19 protein-coding genes are annotated in these 20,524 nt (G+C 42.0%); 10 read left to right on the top strand and 9 right to left on the bottom strand.

Annotated elements, in window-relative coordinates:
• Nucleotides 1-145: 145 nt before the first annotated feature.
• From gyrA to dnaA, 7 genes are all read right to left on the bottom strand, one after another.
• A complete protein-coding gene (gene gyrA / locus WA325_RS10290) occupies nucleotides 146-2,617 on the bottom strand; it encodes a DNA topoisomerase (ATP-hydrolyzing) subunit A (RefSeq protein ID WP_105954687.1) in 2,472 nt (823 codons plus the stop codon).
• Nucleotides 2,618-2,828: 211 nt separating this feature from the next.
• Nucleotides 2,829-4,745, bottom strand: a complete 1,917-nt coding sequence (gyrB, locus tag WA325_RS10285) for a DNA topoisomerase (ATP-hydrolyzing) subunit B (RefSeq protein WP_105954686.1) — start codon at nucleotides 4,743-4,745, stop codon at nucleotides 2,829-2,831.
• A gap of 55 nt (nucleotides 4,746-4,800) precedes the next feature.
• Entirely contained in the window at nucleotides 4,801-5,046 is a 246-nt protein-coding gene (remB, locus tag WA325_RS10280; protein ID WP_024123583.1) for an extracellular matrix regulator RemB, read from the bottom strand.
• 17 nt (nucleotides 5,047-5,063) lie between these two features.
• Nucleotides 5,064-6,176, bottom strand: a complete 1,113-nt coding sequence (gene recF / locus WA325_RS10275; RefSeq protein ID WP_024123582.1) for a DNA replication/repair protein RecF — start codon at nucleotides 6,174-6,176, stop codon at nucleotides 5,064-5,066.
• Nucleotides 6,177-6,191: 15 nt separating this feature from the next.
• Nucleotides 6,192-6,407 carry a ribosome maturation protein RlbA gene (rlbA, locus tag WA325_RS10270; RefSeq protein WP_003219264.1) on the bottom strand — a complete coding sequence of 72 codons (216 nt, stop codon included), beginning with the start codon at nucleotides 6,405-6,407 and terminating at the stop codon, nucleotides 6,192-6,194.
• Nucleotides 6,408-6,538: 131 nt separating this feature from the next.
• A complete protein-coding gene (gene dnaN / locus WA325_RS10265) occupies nucleotides 6,539-7,675 on the bottom strand; it encodes a DNA polymerase III subunit beta (RefSeq protein ID WP_024123581.1) in 1,137 nt (378 codons plus the stop codon).
• A gap of 191 nt (nucleotides 7,676-7,866) precedes the next feature.
• Nucleotides 7,867-9,207: a chromosomal replication initiator protein DnaA gene (dnaA, locus tag WA325_RS10260; RefSeq protein ID WP_003242674.1), complete on the bottom strand. Its 1,341-nt coding sequence runs from the start codon at nucleotides 9,205-9,207 to the stop codon at nucleotides 7,867-7,869.
• Between the two features lie 630 nt (nucleotides 9,208-9,837).
• Between dnaA and rpmH the strand changes: the two genes are divergently transcribed.
• From rpmH to noc, 8 genes are all read left to right on the top strand, one after another.
• Nucleotides 9,838-9,972: a 50S ribosomal protein L34 gene (gene rpmH / locus WA325_RS10255; protein WP_003178075.1), complete on the top strand. Its 135-nt coding sequence runs from the start codon at nucleotides 9,838-9,840 to the stop codon at nucleotides 9,970-9,972.
• Between the two features lie 146 nt (nucleotides 9,973-10,118).
• Nucleotides 10,119-10,472 carry a ribonuclease P protein component gene (gene rnpA, locus WA325_RS10250; RefSeq protein ID WP_024123579.1) on the top strand — a complete coding sequence of 118 codons (354 nt, stop codon included), beginning with the start codon at nucleotides 10,119-10,121 and terminating at the stop codon, nucleotides 10,470-10,472.
• Between the two features lie 141 nt (nucleotides 10,473-10,613).
• Nucleotides 10,614-11,399, top strand: a complete 786-nt coding sequence (gene spoIIIJ, locus WA325_RS10245) for a YidC family membrane integrase SpoIIIJ (protein ID WP_081638392.1) — start codon at nucleotides 10,614-10,616, stop codon at nucleotides 11,397-11,399.
• Nucleotides 11,396-12,043 carry an RNA-binding cell elongation regulator Jag/EloR gene (gene jag / locus WA325_RS10240; RefSeq protein ID WP_105954684.1) on the top strand — a complete coding sequence of 216 codons (648 nt, stop codon included), beginning with the start codon at nucleotides 11,396-11,398 and terminating at the stop codon, nucleotides 12,041-12,043. The genes spoIIIJ and jag overlap by 4 nt, the downstream gene beginning before the upstream one ends.
• A gap of 294 nt (nucleotides 12,044-12,337) precedes the next feature.
• Nucleotides 12,338-13,717, top strand: a complete 1,380-nt coding sequence (gene mnmE, locus WA325_RS10235; protein ID WP_024123577.1) for a tRNA uridine-5-carboxymethylaminomethyl(34) synthesis GTPase MnmE — start codon at nucleotides 12,338-12,340, stop codon at nucleotides 13,715-13,717.
• A gap of 20 nt (nucleotides 13,718-13,737) precedes the next feature.
• A complete protein-coding gene (gene mnmG / locus WA325_RS10230; protein WP_202853610.1) occupies nucleotides 13,738-15,624 on the top strand; it encodes a tRNA uridine-5-carboxymethylaminomethyl(34) synthesis enzyme MnmG in 1,887 nt (628 codons plus the stop codon).
• Nucleotides 15,625-15,637: 13 nt separating this feature from the next.
• A complete protein-coding gene (rsmG, locus tag WA325_RS10225; RefSeq protein ID WP_024123575.1) occupies nucleotides 15,638-16,357 on the top strand; it encodes a 16S rRNA (guanine(527)-N(7))-methyltransferase RsmG in 720 nt (239 codons plus the stop codon).
• 121 nt (nucleotides 16,358-16,478) lie between these two features.
• Entirely contained in the window at nucleotides 16,479-17,330 is an 852-nt protein-coding gene (gene noc / locus WA325_RS10220) for a nucleoid occlusion protein (RefSeq protein ID WP_003219249.1), read from the top strand.
• A gap of 43 nt (nucleotides 17,331-17,373) precedes the next feature.
• Here noc and WA325_RS10215 read toward each other — a convergent pair whose 3' ends face one another.
• Entirely contained in the window at nucleotides 17,374-17,814 is a 441-nt protein-coding gene (locus tag WA325_RS10215) for a PH domain-containing protein (protein WP_202853611.1), read from the bottom strand.
• Nucleotides 17,815-18,063: 249 nt separating this feature from the next.
• On the opposite strand from WA325_RS10215, the gene soj reads away from it, so the two are divergent.
• Both soj and spo0J read left to right on the top strand, forming a co-directional pair.
• Nucleotides 18,064-18,825, top strand: coding sequence for a sporulation initiation inhibitor protein Soj (soj, locus tag WA325_RS10210; protein ID WP_010332665.1), 762 nt, complete (start codon nucleotides 18,064-18,066; stop codon nucleotides 18,823-18,825).
• The gene (spo0J, locus tag WA325_RS10205) at nucleotides 18,818-19,666 is read left to right on the top strand and encodes a stage 0 sporulation protein Spo0J (RefSeq protein WP_044160288.1); all 849 of its coding nucleotides are present in this window, start codon (nucleotides 18,818-18,820) and stop codon (nucleotides 19,664-19,666) included. Before soj ends, spo0J begins: the two co-directional genes overlap by 8 nt.
• A 38-nt stretch (nucleotides 19,667-19,704) precedes the next feature.
• Here the strand turns inward: spo0J and yyaC are convergent, their stop codons facing one another.
• The gene (gene yyaC, locus WA325_RS10200; RefSeq protein ID WP_024123571.1) at nucleotides 19,705-20,322 is read right to left on the bottom strand and encodes a spore protease YyaC; all 618 of its coding nucleotides are present in this window, start codon (nucleotides 20,320-20,322) and stop codon (nucleotides 19,705-19,707) included.
• Between the last annotated feature and the right edge of the window lie 202 nt (nucleotides 20,323-20,524).

Here is a 20,524-nt window from a genome sequence, read left to right as displayed (position 1 = left end):
CTTCAACCGGATAACTCACTCTTGTCCCCATAGAAAAAACACCTCCAAGTCTAATTTCGGCTAACAATCATCCGTTTTCAAACTTGAAGGTGTTTTTTATTTGTCTCATCTTATGGGGTCAGTCCCGGTATAGCTGCGCTTTTTCTTAACTTTCTTGTGTCTCTTCTTGCTCATTTTCTTCATTATCATCGTTTTTCTCAACTAATGCGACTGTGGCCACATGCTCTTGTTCCGCCATTCTGATGAGACGTACACCTTGAGTTACGCGTCCGGTAGTTGAGATATCATTGATATCCATTCTGATCAGTACACCGCTGGCAGTAATAATCATCAGATCCTCTTCACCTTTGGTAGCTTTCACCGCTACTAAATGGCCGTTGTTCTCCGTGATTTTACATGTTTTCAGTCCTTTTCCGCCTCGGCTTTGAGTTCTGTATTCTTCAGCCGGAGTTCGTTTGCCGTAACCTTTCTCGGTCACGATAAGGACATCAGATTCTTCCTCTAATATTTCCATGCCGACGACAATATCATCGTCAGTAAGGGTGATGCCTTTTACGCCTGCCGCTGTTCTTCCCATTTCCCTAACATCTGTTTCAGGGAAACGAATCAGCAGGCCGTTTTTCGTTCCGATGATGATTTGTTTTGTGCCGTCAGTAAGCCGGACACCCATTAATTCATCATCTTCACGCAGGCTCAGCGCAATTAAGCCGTTGTTACGGATATTAGCAAACTGAGACAGTGAAGTGCGTTTTGAAACCCCATGTTTTGTTGTGAAGAAGAGATAGAGATCTTCTTCGAATGCAGTGACTGGGATTATTGCGTTAATCCATTCACCTTTTTCTACCTCCAACAGATTGATAATTGGGATTCCCTTAGCGGTTCTACCGTATTCAGGGATTTCATACCCTTTTGAACGATACACTTTCCCTTTGTTTGAGAAGAAGAGAATCGTGTCATGTGTTGAAGTAGAAATCAGATGTTCAACGAAATCATCTTCGTTTGTCCCCATTCCCTGAACGCCTTTTCCTCCGCGCTTTTGACTGCGGTAAGTCGAAGCAGGCAGACGTTTGATATATCCGTTATGCGTCAGAGTGACAACGATATTTTCTCTTTCGATGAGATCTTCATCTTCGATTGTTTCAAGGCCGGCAGTAACAATCTCAGTGCGTCTTTCATCGTTGAAACGCTCTTTAATTTCTGTGAGCTCTTCACGGATGATCTCAAGCACTTTTTCTTCATTGGCCAAGATTTCTTTAAGCTCTGCAATTAATTTAATCAGGGATTGGTATTCTTCTTCAATCTTTTCTCGTTCCAATCCTGTTAAACGCTGGAGCCTCATGTCTAGAATAGCTTGGGCTTGTTTTTCGGTCAGCGAGAATTGTTCAATTAACCCTGTTCTCGCAATTTCAGCCGTTTGAGAGTTACGGATAAGGGAAATAACTGCATCAAGATGATCGAGAGCAATCCTTAATCCTTCCAAGATATGCGCTCTTGCCTCCGCTTTACGCAATTCATAAGCAGTACGGCGTCTGATAACGACTTTTTGGTGATCTAGATAATGCACCAGGCATTGCTTTAAATTTAATACCTTCGGCTCACCGTCAACAAGCGCCAGCATGTTAATCCCGAAGGAAGTTTGCAGGGCCGTTTGTTTGTAAAGATTGTTCAGGATAACATGCGCATTGGCATCTCGTCTGATTTCAATGACAATCCGCATACCGTTCCGGTCAGATTCATCACGCAAATCAGTTATTCCTTCAATTTTCTTATCTCTGACAAGATCAGCAATCTTCTCAATTAGACGCGCTTTATTCACCTGATAAGGGAGTTCTGTTACTAAAATTCTTTCTTTCCCTGACGAAGTTTCTTCAATTTCTGCTTTTGCCCGAATCGTAATAGAACCTCTTCCGGATTCATATGCCTTGCGAATTCCGCTTCTGCCTAAAATTTGTCCGGCAGTCGGGAAATCCGGTCCAGGAATGAATTCCATCAGCTCTTGGATTGTTATGTCCTTGTTCTCGCTTACGGCAAGCACTCCGTCAATAATTTCTCCAAGCTGGTGCGGCGGTATATTTGTAGCCATTCCGACTGCAATACCGGCTGCTCCATTTACAAGCAGGTTTGGGAATCTTGACGGCATGACAACAGGTTCTCTCTCCGAACCATCATAGTTATCTTGATAATCAATCGTGTCTTTTGTAATGTCTCGCAGAATTTCCATGGCGATCTTAGACATTCTGGCTTCGGTGTACCGCATCGCAGCGGCTGAGTCTCCGTCTACAGAACCAAAGTTTCCGTGACCGTCCACCAGCATATAACGGTAGTTGAAATCCTGCGCCATTCTGACCATAGATTCATATACCGCTGAATCACCGTGAGGATGGTATTTCCCGATAACTTCTCCGACGATACGAGCCGATTTTTTATACGGCTTGTCACTCGTCATGCCTAAATCATTCATCGCGTATAAAATCCGTCTGTGAACCGGTTTTAAACCGTCACGCACATCCGGCAGTGCCCGGGATACGATAACGCTCATCGCATAATCCAAAAAGGACGTGCGCATTTCCTGACTGATATTTATTTCACGAACTTTTGGTGTGTTTTGTTCACTCATTAAAAAACCTCCCTGAAGTATCACATGAAATTATGTGGGAGTAGATTGTCCATTATGATCTTCAATACGATTTCACTATTCTCCATTATATCAATAAACTTATACTTATACACATTAAATTACTAGAATATATAGGTTTTACAAGAATCCCTGCGTCCTGTCCCGTTCAGAAAAAAGCCTTATTTCTTATTGGAAATAAGGCTTTTTATTATTAGATATCGAGATTTTTCACGTATCTCGCATTTGCTTCTATGAAATTTCTGCGCGGTTCTACTTTGTCTCCCATCAGCATTTCGAAAGTTTCATCCGCATCCATTGCATCCTCTAGAGTCACCTGCAGAAGCGTTCTTGAGTCCGGGTCCATTGTTGTCTCCCAAAGCTGGGTGGCATTCATTTCACCGAGACCTTTGTAACGCTGCAATCCAGGCTTCGGCGTTTGAGGAAGAGTTTGCAACAATTCCTCAAGCTGCTTGTCATTGTATGCATATTCAACACGTTTACCCTGCTGGACTTTGTAGAGCGGCGGCTGCGCGATGTACACGTAGCCGTTTTCGATGATCTGACGCATATATCTGTAAAAGAACGTCAACAGCAATGTTCTGATGTGCGCGCCGTCAACGTCGGCATCTGTCATAATGACGACTTTGTGATAACGGGCTTTTTCCAAGTTGAAATCTTCCCCGATACCTGTGCCGAGTGCAGTAATCATAGAACGAACTTCATTGTTAGAAAGAATTTTATCAAGCCTTGCTTTTTCAACGTTTAGGATTTTACCTCTTAGCGGCAAAATGGCTTGGAAATGCCTGTCACGTCCCTGTTTTGCAGATCCTCCGGCAGAGTCACCCTCTACGATATATAACTCGGAGATGCTCGGGTCTTTCGAAGAGCAGTCCGCTAATTTACCGGGAAGGTTTGAAATCTCCAAAGCGCTTTTGCGGCGCGTTAATTCACGCGCTTTTTTCGCAGCCATTCTTGCTCTTGCTGCCATTAAACCTTTGTCAACGATTTTTTTGGCCGCATCTGGATTTTCCAGCATAAATGTTTCCAACGCCGCAGAAAATAACGTATCTGTGATCGTCCGCGCCTCTGAGTTGCCTAGTTTTGTTTTCGTTTGGCCTTCGAACTGCGGATCCGGGTGTTTGATTGAGATAATCGCGGTAAGCCCTTCTCTCACATCATCTCCGCTTAAGTTTGGATCATTTTCTTTTATGAGTCCTTTTTTTCTGGCGTAATCATTGATGACACGAGTCAGCCCCGTTTTAAAACCGGCTTCGTGGGTACCGCCTTCGTACGTGTTGATATTGTTTGTAAATGAGTAAATATTGCTTGTGTAGCTGTCATTGTATTGCAGAGCGACTTCAACCGTAATGCCGTCCTTTTCGCCTTCAATATAAATCGGCTCTTCATGGACAACTTCTTTGGAGCGGTTTAAATACTCTACATAGCTTTTAATTCCGCCTTCGTAATGATACTCATTTTTGCGCTCTTGGCCTTCACGTTTATCTTCAATCGTGATGTTTACGCCTTTTGTCAAAAAGGCTAGTTCGCGAACACGGTTAGCAAGCAAATCATATTCATACTCAGTTGTTTCCGTGAAGATTTCAGGATCTGGAACAAAGTGTGTAGTCGTTCCTGTATGATCCGTTTCGCCAATAACCTCAAGATCAGAAACTGGGACACCGCGGTTATAGACTTGACGATGGATTTTTCCGTCACGGTGAACAGTCACATCAAGCTCTGTTGATAACGCGTTAACGACCGAGGCACCTACACCGTGCAATCCTCCGGACACTTTATATCCGCTTCCGTCAAATTTTCCGCCGGCGTGAAGCACAGTCATAATGACTTCAACCGCAGGACGACCCATTTTCTCATGAATACCGACTGGAATCCCGCGGCCATTATCAATTACCGTGATGCTGTTGTCTTTTTCAATTTGGATATTGATATCTGTACAATAACCGGCCAAGGCTTCGTCAATACTATTGTCGACAATTTCCCATACCAGATGGTGAAGGCCTTTACTGTTGGTTGAACCGATGTACATCCCCGGTCTTTTACGAACAGCTTCCAATCCTTCTAGTACCTGTATCTGATTTTCATCATAACTATTTTGCTGCTGTTCCATAGCCACGTTATTCACCTACACTTTTCTTAAACAATATATTCGTTATAAAAAATCACTAAGAATCTATTTCAACCATAAATTGCGCACGTTTTTTTAATGTGCTGGAAGATAAGGGAGAGTAATATATATTCTGAACCGTGACTACGATAGATTTGGGTGTGCCGTTTACGGAAGGCACCAGCTTGTGTTTCTGTTTTTCCAGAAATTCTTCAACAATTGGCGACATGTTGGCTTTAAAATCAAAAATGCCAATAATATCGCGTGTTGAAACCACAAAATCATCACCTAAATGAATATACAATTGCTCACCTCTTTTCTTCACTTCACTAACGTACCGTTTTGCACACGGAACATTCCTGCTTGCCGTAAGGTTTCGTGATCAATGCCATCAACGCTTGTCGTTGTGACAAACGTTTGTACACGGCCCTGGATGGTATGAAGCAAGTGCGATTGGCGATAATCATCCAGCTCACTCAGCACATCATCCAATAGTAAAATGGGATATTCTCCGATTTCTTCATGGATCAGGTCAATCTCAGCCAGCTTAAGGGATAATGCCGTCGTCCGCTGCTGTCCTTGAGACCCATACGTCTGCACATCGCGTCCGTTCACATAGAAAAGAACATCATCCCGATGAGGTCCAGACAGCGTGACGCCGCGCTCGATTTCTTTTTCTCTTAATTTAGAAAACGCTTCTTGATAGCTATCTCCTATTTTCGACAAGTCTTCAGGATCTGATACCTCAAGCGCCGTATGGTACTTCAGCGTCAATTCCTCAAGCCCTCTTGAGATGCCCGAATGGATAGGCTGCGCCCATTTTTCGAGCTGTGCCGTGAACTGCAGACGTTTTACGACGACTTTTGCGGCAACTTCAATAAGCTGATCAGTCAGAACATCAAGCATTGTTCTGTCAGTTTGTTTTCTTGTTTGCAGCTGCTTCAAAAAATGATTTCGCTGGGAAAGAATCTTCTGGTAAAGAGAAAGGTCATACAGGTAGACGGGAGAAACTTGGCCGATTTCCATGTCAAGAAATCTCCGTCTCACTTGAGGGCTTCCCTTTACAAGGTTTAAATCTTCCGGTGCAAACATGATGGTGTTGAGGGCGCCGACATACTGGCTGAGCTTTTGCTGTTCGATATGATTGACCTTGCCCTTTTTACCCTTTTTGGAGATGACGAGCTGCATCGGGATCGCTCCGTTTTGCTTCATCACTCTTCCCTCTATTTTAGCATAGTCTTTGTCCCACCGGATAAGTTCTTTGTCATTTGAAGTCCGATGCGATTTTGCCATGGACAAGACATAGATCGCTTCCATGAGGTTTGTTTTCCCCTGAGCATTTTCTCCAATGATCACATTTACTTTATTTTCAAATTGAAGTTCAGCATGTTCATAGTTGCGGTAAGATGTCAGTTCTAAGTTCTGGATATACAATCAGTGTCACCCGCTTTAATTGACGACTTGAAATGAACCAAATCCTTCAATCTCTACCACATCTCCAACATACAGCTTTCTGCCGCGGCGATTGTCCGGCTCATTGTTCACAAGCACTTCATGCTCGCTCAAAAACCACTTTGCCATGCCGCCTGACTGAATCACATCGGCTAATTTCAGAAATTGCCCGAGTGTAATCATCTCTGTATCAATAGAAATCGGATTTGCCATTATATCGACCTCTTTCAAATATCACTAATATCTAATTGTACTAAAAAAAAACGAATTAGGGAAAGGGAAAACTTGACGGAGCAGATTACGAATAGAAAAGCTGCCGAGCAGGTCGGCAGCCGTATATCGGATTAATAGGTTCTGACAGGGAGGATAAGCTGTACGATTGTTTCATCATTCGGCGTGCGAATTAAGAAAGGTCTCATAGCTCCTGTAAAGCTTACACGTATCTCTGCTCCTTCAAGCACCTTTAATGCATCCAGCATATATTTTGGACTAAATGAGATATTTAATTCCTCACCCTCGATTTGATCTGCTAGAACCGCTTCCACCACTTTTCCGATTTCAGGTGAATTAGAAGAAATCTCAATTGATTCAGCAGGTTTTGCAGAAAGCTTCACCACGTTATTGCGTCCTTCTCTGGCTAATAGAGATGCACGATCAATCGCCTGAAGGAATTCTTTTGTGTTCACAATGATTTCTGTCTTGCTCTCTTGCGGGATAAGGCTGGTTGTATCCGGATAATTTCCATCCAGCAGGCGTGAGAAGAACAAGACGTTTTTTGCTTTAAACAGAACCTGGGTTTCTGTAATGACGATATCTACAAGTTCTTGGTTGTCATCCAAAATCTTGCTGAGTTCAGTTAAGCTCTTACCCGGAATCACGACGTTATAGGATCTGTCTTCTGAAATATCAAGTTTGGCTTTTCTTAAAGCTAAGCGGTGGCTATCCGTTGCAGTGCATAATAATTCACTTTTCTCCACCTTCCAGTTTACACCTGTCAAGATAGGGCGTGTTTCTGAGGTGGACACCGCAAACACTGTTTGTCTAATTAGGTTTTTTAATAAATCCGTAGGAATCTGAATCGCATGATGCTCTTCAATCTGCGGCAAGTGCGGATACTCATCGGCATCAAGCCCATTTAGGTTAAATTCGGCTTTTCCAGAGCGGATAATCGTCAGATATTGATTTTGCACTTCGATTTCCACAGTTGCCATCGGGAGTTTTTTTACAATCTCACTAAAGAAGCGGGCTTGTAATACAATGCTGCCTGGCTGTTCAATCGTAACGATTTCTTTATCTCCTTCTTCTTTTGGAATAAAAGACTCGATGGAAATATCTGAATCGCTTCCAGTAAAAGATACCCCTTCATCTGAGGCAACGATCTTAATACCGGTCAAAATCGGAATTGTAGTTCTGGATGAAACTGCTTTTAATACATCTTGGACACTTTCAACAAGACGATCTTTTTGAATCGTAAATTTCATTTTTATCCTCCTAACGGATAATGTTTAATATATATATTTTTTTAAAAAAAGTAGTAGAAGTACTAGTAGGGCTTGTGGATTTGTGGATAAGTTGTGAAAAAGACAGGAAACACAGCCTATCCACATGTGGACAGACTGTGCATGACTTTAGAAAAGTTATTCACACTTCTCCCGATTTATCCCCGGCCCTATTATTTAAGCTGTTCCTTAATTTCTTTTACATGCTGCTGAAGCTGTTCATCATCTGCCAGCAGTTTTGAAATTTTTTCATGTGCATGAATAACGGTTGTATGGTCACGTCCTCCGAATTCCTCTCCGATTTTAGGGAGAGAGGAGTCAGTCATTTCTCTCGATAAGTACATAGCGATTTGACGCGGGAATGCTACCGATTTTGTCCGTTTTTTTGCTTTGAAATCCTCAAGCTTAATATTGAATTGCTGGCCTACTACTCTCTGAATTTCTTTTATTGTAATCACTTTCGGTTTTGAGGAAGGAATAATATCTTTTAATGCCTCAGCGGCCAGATCGGCATTGATATCTTTATTAATTAAAGATGAATAAGCAACGACCCTGATTAACGCCCCTTCCAGCTCCCGAATGTTGCTGTCGATTTGATTTGCGATGTAAAGCATAACCTCGTTCGGAATATCCAAGCCTTCCGCTTTGGCTTTTTTTCTTAAAATCGCAATTCTCGTTTCTAAATCAGGAGGCGTGATATCTGTAATCAGACCCCATTCAAAGCGTGAACGCAATCTGTCTTCAAGTGTCGGAATTTCTTTAGGCGGTCTATCACTTGAAATGACGATTTGTTTGCTTTCTTCGTGCAGCGTGTTAAAAGTATGGAAAAATTCTTCTTGCGTTTGTTCTTTCCCGGCTAAAAATTGAATATCATCTATCAAAAGCACATCAACATTTCGGTAGCGATTGCGAAAATCAACTGCTTTATTATCCCGAATAGAGTTGATGAACTCGTTAGTAAATTTCTCAGAAGACAGATAAACCACTTTGGCAGAAGGATTATGATCTATTACATAATGGCCGATCGCATGCATTAAGTGTGTTTTCCCTAAGCCAACGCCCCCATAGATAAATAAAGGGTTGTATGCTTTTGCAGGTGCTTCCGCTACTGCCAGGGAAGCTGCGTGAGCGAATCGGTTTCCAGATCCGATGACAAAAGTATCAAATGTATATTTTGGGTTGAGCATATTTTGAGGAAAATCAGATGTATCTTCTTTTACCGCTTTTTTGACTTGCGGTTTTGGCATAAAGTCTTCGACATCTTGATTTTGAGGAATGACAAACTTAATGCTCAATTCTTCCCCGGTTAATTCATATATAGTATCTGCAATGAGATGCAAGTATCTGGACTCCAGCCAGTCTCTGGCAAATTCATTAGGAGCGGTAATTGTCAATGTATCTCCTTGCAGTGAGTGGGCTTTCGTTGATTTCATCCAAGTCTCGAAACTCGGTTTGCTCAATTTTTTTTCGATTTGAGCAAGGGCTTGGTTCCACAGGTCTAATATATTTTCCATCTTCCGGCACGTCCCTCCTTTTCTAAGAAAATAACGTCTTTTCCTGTTATAGAACACAAAAAAAGAGCAAATGGCGGTAACCATTCGTACACATTAAATGTTGAAAACATATAATATAGTAGATAAATAGCTTTTCGACAAATTTCACAACTTGTGGACAACTTTCTACACATGCTGTGTGAAATCAATCCACAAGTTATCCACAGTTTGTGGATAATGAGTGGAAGCAAGATTAGTAATCAAGAGTTAAAACACAAATATAATACCAAATTAAACGAGAGCTTGCAATGGTTGTCACAATCTTATCCACAAAGCGGACAACCTGTTGAAAAAAATTTGTCCACAGGGGTTGGCGGTGTGAAAATGTTGTCGATAACCTTTGTGGATATTGAAAAAAGGGAAAAAAGATATCCACATCGCGTATTTTCAGCTCAGAATGTTATTTGAATCAGGACTTTTTTTCGTTAATTTCAGGAATCTGAAAAATAAGGTTTCGAAAGTCGAGAAGGTATGGTATCCTATTATGGTTGCAAGAAATAAAAGCACTAGTGAAGTTGACAATGAATAGGTAACGCAAATATAATAAGTAAGACTGTCTTTAACAGCTATTCCTCGAGGGAGGTGTCATAAATGAAAAGAACATTCCAACCGAATAACCGTAAACGCAGTAAAGTTCATGGCTTCAGAAGCCGTATGAGTTCAAAAAACGGTCGTCTAGTTTTAGCACGCCGTCGCCGCAAAGGCAGAAAAGTATTATCAGCTTAGGCCACTGAATAATGTCAGTGGTCTTTTTTCACTTTAAGGGAAAAGATATATGTGATGTGTATGAGCAGGGGATCTCCCTGTCTCTGCGCATCTCATTTTCAAATAAAATTAAAAGTTTCTGCCAGCCAGTATCGGAGTGAGTCAATTTGAAGAAGCGAAATCGTTTAAAGAAAAATGAAGATTTTCAAAAAGTGTTCAAGCATGGCACATCAGTAGCGAATCGCCAGTTTGTCTTATATACGCTTGATCAGCCTGAAAACGATGAGCTGCGCGTTGGTCTTTCCGTCAGCAAAAAAATTGGCAATGCAGTAATGCGAAATCGGATAAAACGTTTGATCCGGCAAGCTTTTCTAGAAGAGAGAGACAGACTGAAGCAAAAGGATTACATTATTATTGCCAGAAAACCAGCAAGTCAGCTGACATTTGAGGAAACGAAAAAAAGTCTGCAGCATTTATTCAGGAAGGCCTCATTATATAAGAAAACTTCGTCAAAAAAGTAGATGGCACTGCTTTCTTAAAACTTTTAAAAGCGCTTCCTTTCTGGTTGATCAGAAAAAGACACCATTTAAAACTGAAAGATGCTAAAATACATACAAGTATGTTTTGTAATAAGAGAGTGTAAAGAATGATTATAGGAGGAAATGTTGTTGAAAAGGAGAATATGGTTGCTATTAAGTATGGTCGGCGTATTCATGCTATTGGCTGGATGCTCGAGTGTCAAAGAGCCGATCACTGCAGATAGTCCGCATTTTTGGGACAAGTACGTAGTATTTCCATTGTCTGAGCTCATTACGTATGTTGCGAAATTGACGGGAGACAACTATGGACTGTCAATTATTATTGTTACAATATTAATCCGTTTATTAATATTGCCGCTGATGATCAAGCAGCTGAGAAGCTCGAAAGCGATGCAGGCTTTACAGCCGGAAATGCAAAAGCTTAAAGAAAAATACAGCTCAAAGGATCAAAAAACGCAGCAAAAACTTCAGCAGGAAACAATGGCTTTATTTCAAAAGCATGGCGTCAACCCATTGGCAGGGTGTTTCCCGATTTTAATTCAAATGCCGATTTTAATCGGATTCTACCATGCGATCATGAGAACACAGGCGATTTCAGAGCACAGTTTCTTATGGTTTGACTTAGGAGAAAAAGATCCTTTCTATATTCTTCCGATTGTTGCCGGTGTTGCTACTTTCGTACAGCAAAAATTAATGATGGCGGGCAATGCGCAGCAAAATCCGCAAATGGCAATGATGCTTTGGATTATGCCGATTATGATCATTGTGTTTGCGATCAACTTCCCGGCGGCGCTTTCTCTTTATTGGGTAGTCGGTAACTTGTTTATGATTGCGCAAACTTTCCTCATTAAAGGGCCTGATATTAAAAAAGATCCTCAGCCGCAAAAAGCCGGAGGAAAGAAAAAGTGAGGAATGTGACTGCTGCAGGGCGAAATGTCGATGAAGCAGTACAGTCCGGATTACGAGAACTGCAATTAACGAAGGATGAAGTTGAAATTACCGTTATTGAAGAGGGAAACAAAGGTTTTCTTGGTATATTCGGCAAAAAGCCGGCAATCGTGAAGCTGGCTGAAAAATTTGATCCAATTCAGGAAACAAAGATGTATCTTGAAAGAATTGCCGAATCCATTGCAGGAAAGTCTGATGTGACTGTAAAAGAAAGCAAAAAGGCAGTGAGTTTCCATATAACGGGTGAAAAAACGGCATTGTTAATTGGAAAAAGAGGACAAACCTTAAATGCACTTCAAACTTTGACCCAGCTTGTCCTTAATCGTTATTCAGATCAGTATTTAAATGTGACGGTAGATGCAGAAAACTACCGTTTGAAAAGGAAAGAGACGCTGAGTCAGCTGGCTGTGAGACTGGCAGACCAGGTTTTGAAAACGAAAAAAGATGTTCATTTAGAACCGATGCCGTCCAGTGAAAGAAAAATCATTCATGATGCCCTTTCCAGATATGCAAATCAGCAGATCGAAACGTATTCAATGGGTGAAGGCGAAAATCGCCACCTCGTTATTTCCCAGAAAAGATACCATAAAACCGAAGTCCGATAAAAATCGGAGCTTCGGTTTTTTTGTATAGAAAAATCTATTTTTCCTTGTAATATCAAGCTTTTTCCGTTTAAGTTTTTCCTTTTTAGGTGTATCCTGTTGATAAAAAGGAAGTTCAGGAAATAAAATTAATTGTTATTCACATGTGGATAAGTTAAAGTAATAAGGGATGAATTTCTAAGTCTGTGGATAACACATCTTCCACTTCGAACCAAACTATGTTATCTTTTAGTTTTGGCATAATAAAATATTTTTTTATATAGATGAATGAGAGTATAGAAAAGAGAGGTGAACAACATGGATACAATTGCGGCCATTTCTACACCGATGGGAGAGGGTGCGATTGCTATTGTGCGGCTGAGCGGACCGGAAGCAATCCAGATCGCCGACAGAATGTATAAAGGGCCGAAAGGGAAAACGATCAGTTCGGTCGAATCACACACGATTCATTACGGCCATATTGTAGACAAACGTACGGATCGGGTCGTGGAGGAAGTAATGGTATCGGTGTTAAAAGCACCGAGAACTTTTACACGTGAAGATGTTATAGAAATAAACTGCCACGGGGGAATTGTGACAGTAAACCAAGTGCTCCAGCTCGCCTTAAGAGAGGGAGCGAGACTGGCGGAGCCTGGTGAATTCACGAAACGCGCGTTTTTAAATGGGCGAATTGACCTTTCACAGGCGGAAGCGGTGATGGACTTAATCAGAGCGAAAACGGATCGGGCAATGAACGTCGCTATGAATCAAATGGAAGGGCGTCTCTCTGCTTTGGTGCGCCGTTTACGCGATGATATTTTAGAAACGCTGGCCCATGTTGAGGTAAATATAGATTATCCGGAGTATGATGATGTAGAAGAAATGACACATCAGCTTTTAGTTGAAAAGGCAAGCTCCGTTAAAAAAGAAATTGAGGCGCTGCTTAGAACGTCTGAGCAGGGCAAAATTTTGCGGGAAGGTCTTTCTACTGTCATTATCGGCCGTCCGAATGTCGGAAAGTCTTCTCTTCTTAACAGCCTGGTTCATGAGGCAAAAGCTATTGTTACCGATATTCCGGGTACGACACGGGATGTGATTGAGGAATACGTGAATGTAAGAGGTGTTCCGCTTCGTCTTGTTGATACTGCGGGTATTCGTGAAACAGAGGATATTGTTGAACGAATAGGTGTTGAACGCTCTCGTCAGGTTCTGAAGGAAGCAGACCTGATTTTACTTGTGCTTAATTATAGTGAAGAACTTTCTGAAGAAGACGTGAAGCTTTTTGAAGCCGTTGAGGGAATGGACGTCATCGTCATTATGAATAAGACTGACCTCGAGGCGAAAATTGACATAGAACGTGTACGCGAGCTGGCCAATGGACGTCCTGTTGTAACGACATCTCTTCTAAAAGAAGAAGGCGTTAATGATTTGGAGGAAGCGATTCAATCGCTGTTCTATACAGGTGCTATTGAAAGCGGAGATTTAACGTATGTCAGCAATACACGCCATATATCAATTTTACAGGAAGCAAAACGCGCCATTGAAGACGCGCTTAGCGGCATCGAACAGGATGTCCCGATCGACATGGTGCAGATTGATCTTACAAGATGCTGGGAGCTTCTGGGCGAAATCATTGGAGACGCTGTCCATGAAAGCTTAATTGATCAGCTCTTTTCACAGTTCTGTTTAGGAAAATAAATAAAGGAGGAACTAGAATCATGGGGTATGAAGCAGGCCAATACGATGTGATAGTGATTGGCGCCGGGCATGCCGGTGTTGAGGCTGCCCTCGCATCAGCACGTCAAGGCGCCAAAACGCTTGTCTTGACCATCAACTTAGATATGGTTGCGTTTATGCCATGTAATCCGTCTGTCGGCGGTCCTGCAAAAGGGATTGTCGTCCGCGAAATTGACGCGCTTGGCGGAGAAATGGGCAGAAATATTGATAAAACGCATATTCAAATGAGAATGCTGAATACAGGAAAAGGTCCTGCTGTCCGTGCGCTGCGTGCGCAAGCAGATAAATTCCAATATCAGCATGAAATGAAAAATACGCTTGAAAAAGAACCAAACTTAACGCTGCTGCAAGGAATTGTAGAGCGTCTGATCATTGAAGACGGCGAGTGCCGCGGTGTCATTACACAAACCGGTGCGAATTACCGCGCGAAAGCAGTTGTTATGACGACAGGAACATATTTGAGAGGACGTATCATTCTCGGTGATCTTTCTTACTCAAGCGGTCCGAACAACCAGCAGCCTTCTATTAAGCTTTCTGAGCATTTGGAAGAACTGGGCTTCGACCTTGTTCGTTTTAAAACAGGTACGCCGCCTCGCGTCAAAAGCGACACGATTGATTACAGCAAAACGGAAATTCAGCCTGGTGACGAAGTGCCTCGCGCTTTCTCATATGAAACGGTTGATTATATCACAGATCAGCTTCCTTGCTGGCTGACATATACGAGCCCTGAGACACATGAGATTATTGACAGCAACCTGCACCGCTCACCGATGTATTCCGGTATGATCAAAGGTACAGGTCCGAGATACTGCCCGTCAATTGAAGATAAAGTTGTTCGTTTTAATGATAAACCGCGTCATCAAATTTTCCTTGAGCCAGAAGGCAGAAATACGCAGGAAGTTTATGTTCAAGGTTTGTCTACTAGTCTTCCAGAGGACGTGCAGCAAAGAATGCTTGCAACGATTCCGGGCCTGGAAAACGTTCAAATGATGAGAGCCGGCTATGCGATTGAGTACGATGCGATTGTACCGACGCAGCTATGGCCGACGCTTGAAACGAAAAAAATCACCAATCTCTACACTGCCGGCCAAATTAACGGAACATCCGGTTATGAAGAAGCTGCAGGACAAGGGATTATGGCGGGAATCAATGCAGGACGAAAAGCGCTTGGAAAAGAAGAAGTGATTCTAAGCCGTTCTGACGCCTACATTGGTGTTCTCATTGATGACCTTGTGACGAAAGGGACAAATGAGCCATACCGTCTTTTGACATCTCGCGCTGAATACAGATTGCTTCTCCGTCATGACAATGCCGATCTGCGTCTGACAGAAATCGGCCACCGCATTGGATTGATTTCTGATGAGCGATTTGCGGCTTTTGAGAAGAAAAAAGCGGCGATCGAAGCGGAGAAAAAACGTCTGCATTCTGTGATTATCAAGCCGTCTCCAGAAAATCAAGAATATATCCGTTCTCTTGGCGGAAGCGAATTGAAAGATGGGGTACGCGGCACAGACTTGATGAAACGTCCTGAAATGAACTATGAAACTGTTACAAAACTGGCGCCGCCAGAAGTGCCGGTTCCGCAAGACGTGGCAGAACAAGTAGAAATTCAAGTGAAATATGAAGGGTATATTGAAAAATCCCTTCAGCAAGTGGAAAAACTGAAGAAGATGGAAAACAAAAAGATCCCTGATCGAATTGATTATGACGCAATTAAGGGGATTGCAACCGAGGCTCGTCAAAAGCTGAAAAACGTACGGCCTTTGTCTGTTGCCCAAGCTTCCCGTATTTCCGGTGTGAACCCGGCAGACATTTCAATTCTATTGGTATATTTAGAGCAGGGCCGCATTGCGAAGATAGCCGAGTAGAAAGGATGACGGCATGAATATTGAAGAATTCACTTCTGGACTGGCGGAAAAAGGGATCTCCCTTTCTCCTCGTCAGCTGGAGCAATTTGAGCTGTATTACGATATGCTGGTTGAGTGGAATGAAAAAATCAATCTGACTTCGATTACAGAGAAAAAAGAAGTGTATCTGAAGCATTTTTATGATTCCATTACAGCTGCATTTTATGTCGACTTCAATCAGATGAATACGATTTGTGATGTCGGAGCGGGAGCGGGTTTTCCGAGTCTGCCGATTAAAATATGTTTTCCGCACCTTCATGTCACAATCGTAGATTCACTAAACAAACGAATAACGTTTTTAGAAAAGCTGTCTGAAGCTTTACAATTGGAGAATACGACATTTTGCCATGACAGAGCTGAAACATTCGGACAACGGAAGGACGTAAGGGAAAGCTATGATATCGTGACAGCGCGAGCGGTTGCGAGACTCTCTGTTTTAAGTGAGCTTTGCCTGCCTCTGGTTAAGAAAAACGGTTTATTTGTTGCTTTAAAAGCCGCATCTGCTGAAGAAGAATTAAATGCGGGGAAAAAAGCAATCACAACGCTTGGAGGAGAACTTGAGAATACCCATTCCTTTAAGCTGCCTATTGAAGAAAGCGATCGTAATATTATGGTGATACGCAAGATCAAAAATACACCTAAGAAGTATCCAAGAAAACCGGGAACTCCTAATAAATCGCCAATTGAAGGGTAATTTAGACAGCCTGATATGACAATACCATCATATTTTCTTCAAAATTAATGACGGTACAGCAGGAAAAACCATGAGAAAATAGAATTATAAAAATGGCAGTTTTTAAAGGTGGTGTAGGTACATGAAGCATTCATTCTCTCGTTTCTTCGGGCTTGGTGAGAAGGAACAGGAACCGGAGATTGCTGAACATGAGACAAACAAAGAAGAGATTCTGGAAATACCGGTAAATGCTATCGTTCCCAACCGTTTTCAGCCACGCACCATTTTCTCAGATGAAAAAATCAAAGAGTTAGCAATGACCATTCATACACACGGCATTATTCAGCCGATTGTTGTCAGGCATACAGAAGAAGAAGGCCAATACGAACTCATTGCAGGTGAAAGACGCTGGAGAGCGGTGCAATCGCTCGAGTGGGAAAAGATTCCGGCCATTATTAAGGATTTTTCCGACACGGAAACCGCTTCTGTGGCGTTAATTGAAAATTTGCAACGTGAGGAATTGTCTTCGATTGAGGAAGCGCATGCCTACGCAAGGCTCCTTGAGCTTCATGATTTAACACAGGAAGCACTGGCGCAGCGTTTAGGAAAAGGGCAGTCAACGATTGCGAACAAACTGCGGCTATTAAAGCTGCCTCAGCCGGTTCAAGACGCAATCATGGAGAAGAAAATCACAGAGCGTCATGCCAGAGCGCTGATTCCCCTGAAACAGCCTGAGCTCCAAGTCACACTGCTCACAGAGATAATTGAGAAAAGCTTAAATGTAAAGCAGACAGAAGACCGCGTGGTTAAAATGCTGGAGCAAGGCCAGAGAAAACCAAAGCCTAGACGCAAAGCGTTCAGCAGGGATACTAGAATTGCAATGAACACGATTCGCCAGTCACTGTCAATGGTTGAAGACAGCGGCGTAAAATTGAATACGGAAGAAGAGGAATTTGAAGAATATATTCAATTGACGATTCGCATACCAAAATAAAAGCTCTCCTGCTGTCCAGGAGAGCTTTTTCGCTAAAAGGGAATTAATTACTTTTAGTTACAATTGTTATATTAGAATTCTTTTCTTTGAGCTTGTGGATAAATTCTTCCGTGTCTTTTGGAGAAATGACTGCATGTCCCCAGCCTCCCCGATAATAAATCGTAATCGCACGCCGTGAGCCAATAAGCCGAAAACCTGACCACAGCTTCTTTTGCTGAATCACTTTGTCGATTTTTTCGTAAGGAATTTGATGTTTGATCAATCCGGCTTTAATGATCAAACGGTGCTCCTTCAATACATATTTCAGATCAATGAAACTCCAAATGATGAGCACATTGAAAAGAGTCAGCAGAACAAAAATGATCCAGCCGGATATCCTCATATGTCCCAGCACAAAAGGAACTATGGCATCTGCTTGTATGAGTAATATGAGAAACACAATCATAAGAGTAACGGGTGCATCTCTTTTTGTTTTGTAAACCATATGATCACCGTCCTGTTTGTACTTTCTGCATTGTAACTTCTTCTTTTTTTCTAATAGAAATCCCTTTTTTAAGTCAAAAAAACATATCAGTTTAAGAATTTATAAGAGAAAGCAATAAAGCGCTGATTAAATTTTTCAAATATTCCCTTCTGATAAAAAACAAAATGATGAAAAAAGTGAAACGCTTTAATCTTTTTTTGATAAAATAGAAACATGACAGTACATGTTCATGTGAAAGTAGGTGACATCGTGGGAAAAATCATAGCAATTACGAACCAAAAAGGCGGAGTCGGAAAAACAACGACGTCTGTCAACCTTGGAGCATGCTTAGCTTACATAGGGAAAAGGGTTCTGCTGGTAGATATTGATCCGCAGGGGAATGCAACGAGCGGATTGGGGATTGAAAAAGCCGATGTAGATCAGTGTGTGTACGATATTTTAGTAGATGATGCAGATGTAATAGATATTATTAAAGCAACTTCAGTAGAGAATTTGGATGTGATTCCTGCGACGATACAGCTTGCAGGAGCTGAGATCGAGCTGGTTCCGACAATTTCAAGAGAAGTGAGACTTAAGAGAGCGCTTGAAGCAGTGAAGCAGAATTATGATTATATTATTATTGATTGTCCTCCGTCATTGGGATTGCTGACAATTAACGCGTTGACTGCTTCAGATTCAGTTGTGATTCCTGTACAGTGCGAATACTATGCCTTGGAGGGACTGAGCCAATTATTAAATACCGTACGTCTTGTGCAAAAGCATTTGAATACTGATTTAATGATTGAAGGCGTATTGCTGACGATGCTTGATGCCCGGACAAATCTTGGCATTCAAGTGATTGAAGAGGTAAAAAAATACTTTAGAGATAAAGTATATCAGACTGTTATTCCGCGTAATGTCCGTCTGAGTGAGGCACCGAGTCACGGTAAACCCATCATTTTATACGATCCGCGGTCAAGAGGTGCGGAAGTATATTTAGATTTAGCAAAGGAAGTGGCTGCGAATGGCTAAAGGCCTTGGAAAAGGGATTAATGCGTTGTTTAATCAGGTTGATTTGTCTGAAGAGACAGTTGAGGAAATCAAAGTTACCGATTTACGCCCTAATCCTTATCAGCCAAGAAAACACTTTGACGACGAAGCTCTTGCTGAGCTCAAGGAATCTGTGCTGCAGCATGGCATTCTCCAGCCGCTTATCGTCAGAAAATCTTTAAAAGGCTATGATATCGTTGCGGGTGAACGGCGCTTTCGGGCGGCAAAGCTTGCAGGTTTAGAAACAGTTCCAGCGATTGTCCGTGAATTATCAGAGGCGTTAATGAGAGAAATTGCTTTACTGGAAAACCTTCAGCGTGAGGATTTATCACCGCTGGAAGAGGCTCAGGCTTATGACTCTTTGCTCAAACACTTAGATGTCACGCAAGAGCAGCTTGCAAAACGTCTCGGAAAAAGCAGGCCGCATATTGCCAACCATTTAAGATTGCTGACACTGCCTGAGAACATTCAGCAGCTGATTGCGGAAGGCACGCTCTCTATGGGGCATGGCCGCACACTTCTTGGTTTGAAAAATAAAAACAAGCTTGAACCGCTTGTGCAAAAAGTGATTGCAGAACAGCTTAACGTTCGCCAGCTTGAGCAGCTGATTCAGCAATTAAATCAGAATGTTCCACGTGAAACAAAGAAAAAAGAGCCTGTGAAAGATGCGATTATCAAAGAACGGGAATCGTATCTCCAAAATTATTTTGGTACAACAGTAAATATTAAGAGACAAAAGAAAAAAGGCAAAATCGAAATTGAGTTTTTCTCCAACGAGGATCTTGAACGGATCTTAGAGCTTTTATCAGAACGAGAATCGTAATGAAAGAAAACCATCTCTATTGAAGATGGTTTTTTGTTTTATAATCGTCCTGTGAGTCTTTGCAGCGGATTAAGCCGTTCCTGCCTCCACTCTGTTCGATCTGTTAAACTCAGTCCTTCAGCAAGAACATTTGCCATATTCATGACCAAGTGAAGCCTTGTATTTTGTAAAACAAAGTACTCCATGAAACCGCTCACATTTACAATTCCATTCACATGGAGATCTCCTACCTCAGGAAGATCCTTCTGTACACCGGCACCTGGCTTTAGTGGGCCATCTCCGATCTGGAATGAACCTACGCTTTTCACACGCCCTAAGCAAGCATCAACTGCTACAATAAATGGGTTTTTATGTAATTTGTGAATTTCCATCAATTTATCCTTCATGTTTACAGCGTGCACAGGATCAGACAGAGTGCCGTAGACGTGGAATCTGGTGAGCTGCATCTGTTTGAGTTTCATTCCTACGAGCGGGCCTAATGAGTCACCAGTTGAACGGTCTGTTCCGATACAAACCACAACAATCGGTCTGCCGGCAGCTTTACGTAAGGATGAAGAAAGAATCGTTTGTATTTGTTTTGCTGCAGCTGTATCTGTATGTGAAACATATTGCTTTACTCGTTCCTGAGAAGAAAAAAGCCCGCCTTTTCGATTCATAGGTTTCACTTCCTTGTTAGATATCGGAATTGCTAGGGATGTGTTTTTTTGGTATGTAAGGTTGTTTACATTATATCCAGCAGTTAGGTTTTTTATGCTTTGTGTCTGTTTACGGATTTTTGAATACAAAGAGGAGAAGATAGAGGTTATTTACAAGTATTGTGCCGCAGCGCTTCAGGTGAAGCAAGATATGGTCTGCTGT

Source organism: Bacillus sp. 205(2023) (genome assembly GCF_037027485.1).
Lineage (GTDB): Bacteria > Bacillota > Bacilli > Bacillales > Bacillaceae > Bacillus > Bacillus halotolerans.
This window is presented reverse-complemented; position numbering and strand designations above follow the sequence as displayed.